Source organism: Enterococcus sp. C76 (genome assembly GCF_040886985.1).
Classification (GTDB): domain Bacteria; phylum Bacillota; class Bacilli; order Lactobacillales; family Enterococcaceae; genus Enterococcus_B; species Enterococcus_B lactis.
In genome coordinates this window covers 504,048-510,334 of record NZ_JBFOEY010000001.1, presented here as the reverse complement: position 1 = coordinate 510,334, position 6,287 = coordinate 504,048, and the positions used below count along the sequence as shown (strand labels likewise).

10 protein-coding genes are annotated in these 6,287 nt (G+C 32.9%); 5 read left to right on the top strand and 5 right to left on the bottom strand.

Annotated features, from left to right (window positions below; translation table 11 throughout):
* The coding region (locus tag AB3I00_RS02505; protein WP_368024722.1) for a hypothetical protein at positions 1–457 on the bottom strand (457 nt) is incomplete at its 3' end.
* 191 nt (positions 458–648) lie between these two features.
* On the opposite strand from AB3I00_RS02505, the gene AB3I00_RS02500 reads away from it, so the two are divergent.
* The 5 genes from AB3I00_RS02500 (at position 649) to AB3I00_RS02480 (ending at position 3,661) form a co-directional block, all read left to right on the top strand.
* A complete protein-coding gene (locus tag AB3I00_RS02500) occupies positions 649–1,062 on the top strand; it encodes an Hsp20/alpha crystallin family protein (RefSeq protein ID WP_002340696.1) in 414 nt (137 codons plus the stop codon).
* A 181-nt stretch (positions 1,063–1,243) separates the two neighbouring features.
* A complete protein-coding gene (locus tag AB3I00_RS02495) occupies positions 1,244–1,504 on the top strand; it encodes a hypothetical protein (protein ID WP_033606565.1) in 261 nt (86 codons plus the stop codon).
* Between the two features lie 118 nt (positions 1,505–1,622).
* The gene (locus tag AB3I00_RS02490) at positions 1,623–1,913 is read left to right on the top strand and encodes a hypothetical protein (protein WP_002348415.1); all 291 of its coding nucleotides are present in this window, start codon (positions 1,623–1,625) and stop codon (positions 1,911–1,913) included.
* Positions 1,914–2,406: 493 nt separating this feature from the next.
* Complete coding sequence (locus tag AB3I00_RS02485) at positions 2,407–3,198, top strand: TraX family protein (RefSeq protein WP_024635280.1); 792 nt, start codon at positions 2,407–2,409, stop codon at positions 3,196–3,198.
* Positions 3,199–3,307: 109 nt separating this feature from the next.
* Positions 3,308–3,661 carry a VOC family protein gene (locus AB3I00_RS02480; RefSeq protein ID WP_368024721.1) on the top strand — a complete coding sequence of 118 codons (354 nt, stop codon included), beginning with the start codon at positions 3,308–3,310 and terminating at the stop codon, positions 3,659–3,661.
* A gap of 118 nt (positions 3,662–3,779) precedes the next feature.
* On the opposite strand, the gene AB3I00_RS02475 is transcribed toward AB3I00_RS02480, so the two are convergent.
* From AB3I00_RS02475 to AB3I00_RS02460, 4 genes are all read right to left on the bottom strand, one after another.
* Positions 3,780–4,703, bottom strand: a complete 924-nt coding sequence (locus AB3I00_RS02475) for an NAD-dependent epimerase/dehydratase family protein (protein WP_002291928.1) — start codon at positions 4,701–4,703, stop codon at positions 3,780–3,782.
* A complete protein-coding gene (locus tag AB3I00_RS02470) occupies positions 4,704–5,381 on the bottom strand; it encodes a type 1 glutamine amidotransferase domain-containing protein (protein WP_002348412.1) in 678 nt (225 codons plus the stop codon).
* Positions 5,359–5,712, bottom strand: coding sequence for a helix-turn-helix transcriptional regulator (locus AB3I00_RS02465; RefSeq protein WP_002340701.1), 354 nt, complete (start codon positions 5,710–5,712; stop codon positions 5,359–5,361). Before AB3I00_RS02465 ends, AB3I00_RS02470 begins: the two co-directional genes overlap by 23 nt.
* 286 nt (positions 5,713–5,998) lie before the next feature.
* Positions 5,999–6,196: a cold-shock protein gene (locus tag AB3I00_RS02460; protein WP_368024720.1), complete on the bottom strand. Its 198-nt coding sequence runs from the start codon at positions 6,194–6,196 to the stop codon at positions 5,999–6,001.
* Positions 6,197–6,287 lie beyond the last annotated feature (91 nt).

The following is a 6,287-nucleotide window of genomic DNA, read 5'->3' as shown; positions in this document are numbered from 1 at the left end:
CAAACCAATAATGGTTAGCGCTTACAATAGTTGGATCTTCTAACTTCAAATGATAGTATGCCCACTTCTCTACTTGCTCTCTTGTTAAATTTGTGGTATCCACTTCGCTTTTTGTCAGTTGTGTAATAAAATTAGTCGCCGGATGGTTTTCTAAATCCAATGTTTCTACATTTGGGTAAAAGAATTTGCTTATTATAAAAAATGACACGATGATGATTCCTGCTATACAACATGTGTAATAGACGATTTTTCTTCTACGGGTTTTACGCATCGTTTTTATTTGGTAATTTCGCGCTTCTCGATCTCGCCATTTTCGTTGCTGCAAAGCTGTTTTTTCTTTTTCTAAAAGATAGCCGAGTTCACGTTTCTTTTGTGGATTGTTTGTCCTAGCGATTTCTAATTCTAAATGATAGATTCTGCTTTCTTCTCGCCAATAGGGATTTGTGGTTTTTGCCATATTTTCTCCTCTCCAAATTATTTTCTTACTATTATTCTAGCAAACCCTTTCTCAAATTAGAAAGATAACCTTTGTAATTCACTAGATGAAACATTCACAAAGACAACCGTTATACTTGAATTTTTTTCAAAATAGAGTTATTACATAAATAGGGATAAATAAAAAATACTCTATTGAAAGGATGATCAACAATGGCAAATGTACCTAGCATTCGCGACATGTTCCCTGATTTCAATGATGTGTTTAGTCCAGCGTTCAATGATTTTTTAGGTGTTTCAAGTTATCCAAAAGTAGATTTAGTTGAAAACGAAAAAGAATACAAACTAACAGCTGATATGCCTGGCTGTGACAAAGAAGACACGACAGTTGAATATTCAAACAACACTTTGACGATCTCCGCCAACCATGAGTCCCATACGGAAGATAAAGAAAATGGCAACTATGTACGGAAAGAAAGACATTCGGTCTCTTACAAACGTTCATTCTATCTTCCTGATGTTGATGAAGAAAAAATCACCGGATCCTTTAAAAATGGTGTACTGAAATTAGCATTACCTAAAACGGCGCATCATCCAAAAGAAACGAAAAAAATCGAGTTAAACTAGGAACTTTCGCCTCTCCATGAATGAGAGGCGATATTTTTATTTTTGATAAGAACAAAGTGATTCTAATTGAAATTTATAGTTATTCAGAACTAATTCAATAATCCTAATTAAAATTTCAAACGGTACAAAAAAATATTTTGTTTTGGCGGTAAAGATGGTATGATCTCTCTTGGTAAAAAATATGGGAGTTGATCATTTGATTGTCTTAAGTAAACTTTTATTTTGGATACCATTCATCATAATGACCAGTATTTTCTTTTACTTATTCAAAAAACCGAACAAATACTTACTTTTATCTGCTTGTCCAATGATTTATTTTATCCATAAAATCAGAGGATTTTATTATTATGACTCTGGTATTTCATTGTTTTACTACGAAATCGGTTTATTAGCTTCGGCCATCTTTTTCATTTGTGTGTTAGGATATTTCAGAAAAAAATAAGCTTCCAGCCAATTTTGGCTGGAAGTTTTTTATTTTGGTATAGATCTTTTCATTTGATATTCATACAAGTTAATCCATTTTTCTATTATTAAGTACATACCATTGTTACTCTTTGAATGTGGGGGAGAAAAAAATAAAAGGAGCTGGTATTTTGTTAGTTATGAGTAAAGCTTTGTTTTTACTTCCCTGCACATTCATGTTTATTGTTTTATGTTATTTCAAAAGGAGAAAAAAATGGTGTTGGATCGATGTTTTGCTATTTCTTCCCTTTTTTCCGCTTATTTATTTTCTGGAAGAAATTTGGGATGACATGGCATGTGATTCTGCTTTTCTTTTTAGTCATTCCTTGGGGCTTATGCTCTCGCTTATGATCTTTGCCATTGTGCTATTTTTTTTGAATAAAAAATAATGTATAAACACGTTTTTCCCAACTACCGAAATATGATTTTGGTAGTTGGGGGCTATCTTTTTTGAAGTATAAAAAGATCTCAAATCAATCCACTTTTCTATCCTATTATGTTATTCATAGTAACAAAATCCCACCTAATTTATCTTGTAACTTGATTTTTTGCATTAAAACTAAATAAAAAGATAAAAAAGTGCGGTATTTCGCACATTTTTATTATAGATAAACGTTTAGACAAATTGGATTACTTTTAGGTTCATGATACATTGGCATAGAAATTATTTGCAAATTATAAGTTTACATCATTTAATTATAGTTACATACTATTTTCTCCCCTCATTCTCTGATATTCCAAAGATAATTTCTACTTTGTTTTGATTTTTGCAGTGATTCACATGACAAAAATGTTCGACTTTTCGATTGTATTTCTTACTTCAATTCATTAATAATGTGATTGTCACTTGTTTCATTTATTTAATTATTAGGAGGGAAAAATTTGAATACTGTTCGTTCGAAAAGAGGACTTTCTACCTTTGACTTGAAAATTTTAGGGATTACATTGATGTTTGTCGATCACATTCATCAAATGTTTTATCCGTTTGGTGCCCCCGACTGGCTGGATTGGTTTGGTAGACCAGTTGCTACTTTGTTCTTTTTTATAAGCGTTGTAGGCTTCTCACATACACATGATAAAAAGAAATATATGCAGCGGCTTTATCTCTCAATGGTACTTATGGCCTTCTTTACTTATTTTTTAGGTAATATCGTTCATTATGATGAAGTGGTATTGATGAATAACATTTTCAGAGATCTGTTTATTGGTACGGTCATGATGTATGCAATCGATCTTTTCACTGAGGGAAAAAATACAGGAAGTTGGAAAAAGATTGTTACAAGTATTTTCTTATTCATTTTACCAATCTTGCTCTCATTATTTATCCCGTTGTTATTTTCTAGTCCTGTTATCCTTCAAAACAAAGTTGTTTTTATGCTGATTACATCATTTTTACCTGCACTGCTTTTAGCAGAAAATAATTTTATGGTTCTTTTGATTCCTTTGCTTTATTTAGCAAGAAATCACCGTAACATTCAATGTGTCATCATTTCGATTGTTGCTGGAATATTCTTCTTTTTAGGTACGACCCAGTGGATAATGATCTTTTCAATCATCCCAATCTTGCTATATAACGGACAAAAAGGAAAAGGAATGAAATATTTCTTTTATATCTTTTATCCGGCACATATTGCCCTATTATATTTGCTGTCTGCCTTTTTATATAAATACTAGACTGATGAATGACCATTTCGATTTAGTTCCTATCTTTAGTCTTTTTTACCCATTCCATGTTACAATCGCTTTGCAATCGATCTCAAAAAAGGAATCAGGAGGGAAAAAGATGAAGCAACTATTACCGTTTTTGACATATAATGGTCAAGCAGAAGAAGCAATCAATTGGTATCACAAAGCTTTTCCTAACTCCCAAATCACCAAGTTGAATCGGTATGGAGATGCCAATAAAGAGGAATCGGATCTTATCCTTGAAGGCGAACTTAAATTAGGCAATCAAGTAATTGGATTTTTGGATATGTCAAAAGATTTCCCTGCACCTGTCTCCACCTGGGCATCTACCATTTTGATTGAAGTAGATAATCAGGAAGAATTTGATCAGGCATTTCATACATTAAAAGATAGCGGAACCGTAATGATGCATGAAAAAATTACGAGAAGTATACGGAAGTTTGCTGGGTGACTGACAAGTTTGGCTTTACTTGGCAACTGTTATTCTAGTAATGAGATAAAACGAAAAAGCGATAGTTGACTTTCCATATTTAGTGGATGGCAACTATCGCTTTTTCTCTCGAGTAGCATTACTTTTCTAATTTGAATAATTCGTCTAATGCATTGGAGAATGTTGTTATTTCAAAATCTGGAAATTTCTTTTTAAATTTATCAGAATTAAACTTGTTATCATAATGATATCTAGGTAGTAACTCTTTTAGCTCTTGCATATTTTTATTGAATATAGAACCAAGATCAAACATCCATTGTTTGATCACTTTATATTTTACCGGTTTGCACAACTTTTCTTCCATCAACTTTATCATCTCTTCATATGTTCGACTTACATCACAAGGTAGATGCCAAGTTTGGTTATAAGTGTCAGGATGATTTGCTAAAAGTGCCATGGCTTTACTAGCATCAGGTGTCCAAATCAAGGTCCTTAAAGTTTGATCAGAAATTGGTACCAAAGCAGTCTTATCGTCTTTCACTCGGTTAAACAATAAACTGTTTGTAATACTTTGCGTCTTATTAGGTCCATAAAATTCAGGAGCGCGACAAATCATCACATCGATGTCAGGATTCTCCATTTCAGTCACTAGCCGATCTGCCATTTTAGCTCGAACAGTGGATTTGATACCATCATAAATAAATTTGCTATCCTCAAATTGTTCCGTGTCATTTTTTTCGTACATATAAGTGTTATCGAAAAAAACTAATTTCGCCTTTGTTTCTTTACAAGCCTGTATGACATTTTCTAACATGATTTCAAATTTTGTTTTCCACTGTTCGGAGTCCATTGGTAATCCTGCAGCAAAATAAACAATCTCACTTCCTGCTACAGCACGAATAGTTGCCTCACGATCTAAAATATCCGCTGAGATTAGTTCGTCTGTATCGTTGATTGATTTCGGATTTCGACTAACTAAGCGCAGCTGTTTCCCGTACGTTTGATTGAGTTCTTTTGCTAATTCGTATCCAATTTGGCCATTACTGCCAATAACTGTTTGCATTTAGATAACCTCCTTGATGAATGTTCGTGCTAGTTCTCTTGTTGAATACGGGTTTTGTCCAGTAATCAGATGTCCATCCTTTACCACATGACTCTTAAAGAAACGCTTCTTGATAAAATGTCCTTTTCTCCTTACAGTCATCTCTTCATTATCAAAAGGAACTACTTTGCTTTTCATCGCTAATCGTTCCTCCGTTTTAGTAAAACCAGTCAATTTTTTATTTGCTATTAAATAGTCATTATTAGCAAGTCTGATATTCAATAAACCTGCTATACCGTGGCACACAGATAATACATAGCCATTTGATTCATAAATATCACTCGCTATTTTTTGTAATGCGTTATTTTCTGGAAAATCCCACATCACACCATGTCCTCCGGTAAAGTAAATAGCAATATAATCTCCACTCTTTACGTTTGCAGGAGACAACGTATTCCTCAAACCTTTTTCAATAAATATTTCATTAGAATAAATGTCCATAACATCAGGATCTAGATTTTTCATACTTCTAGGATCAATCGGCACATAGCCACCTAACGGACTAACAAAATCAGCTTCAAACTGATATTTATAGATTTCTGCTAAAAATTCTACTGTTTCTCCTAGCCAAAGCCCAGTAGCTTTATTTGTTCCTTTATATTGATTGACGTTTGTTTCAACGATCAGAATTTTCTTCACTGTCTTTTAGCTCCTCTATTTCAGTTATTACATCATTCAAAAAATCTCTTAATTTGTATATATTTTTATTTTCGTGTTTTAGATAGTAAAAATTTTTAGTTCCTTCTTCTCTGACCTCTAATAAATCGGCGTCTTTTAAAATTTTCAAGTGGTGCGATACTGCTGGTCTTGATAAACCTGTATCGTCAGTTAGTTCTCCTACTTGCAAACCATGACAGCTTTTTTCATTTAATAGTCTAATCAAGATCAATTGTCTTTTTGTGTCACCTAACGCTGCTAAAAAACCACTCAATGATTCTAGTTCTGCTTTTAAACGGTCATGTCTAATCATTGTAGCTCACCTCTTTGGTTTATATGTTTAAACCATTAAACCGTATTTTGTAAAATATGTAAATTCCTTTGCTCAGAAAAGTATCTTCTTTATGATTTGACGGTTTCAGAAAAAACTATCAAAGCAAGTAAAAACTGAGTAACAGAAAATAAACAAACTAAAGCAAACAATAGTGTTAAACTTAATCAATGAACGAAAAAATCCCTCACCTAATACTACAGTGAAGGATTTTTTCTACCAACATAAACAAAAAAACCACCTCATATGAGGCGGTTAACGTTCAACATTATTTTACGATATTTATTGCTTGAAGACCACGTTGACCTTCTTCAATATCATAAGTAACTGCTTGGCCTTCATCTAAAGACTTAAAGCCTTCTCCTTGGATCGCTGAAAAATGAGCGAATACGTCATTTCCATCTTCACCAGTGATGAAACCAAAACCTTTATCTGAGTTAAACCATTTTACTGTACCGTTATTCATATATATTTCCTCCTGATACGTATATAATACGTGTTTTATTGCAATTAATATTACTTGGTAAAAGGAGTTTTTATAGTGTGAATATATCGCT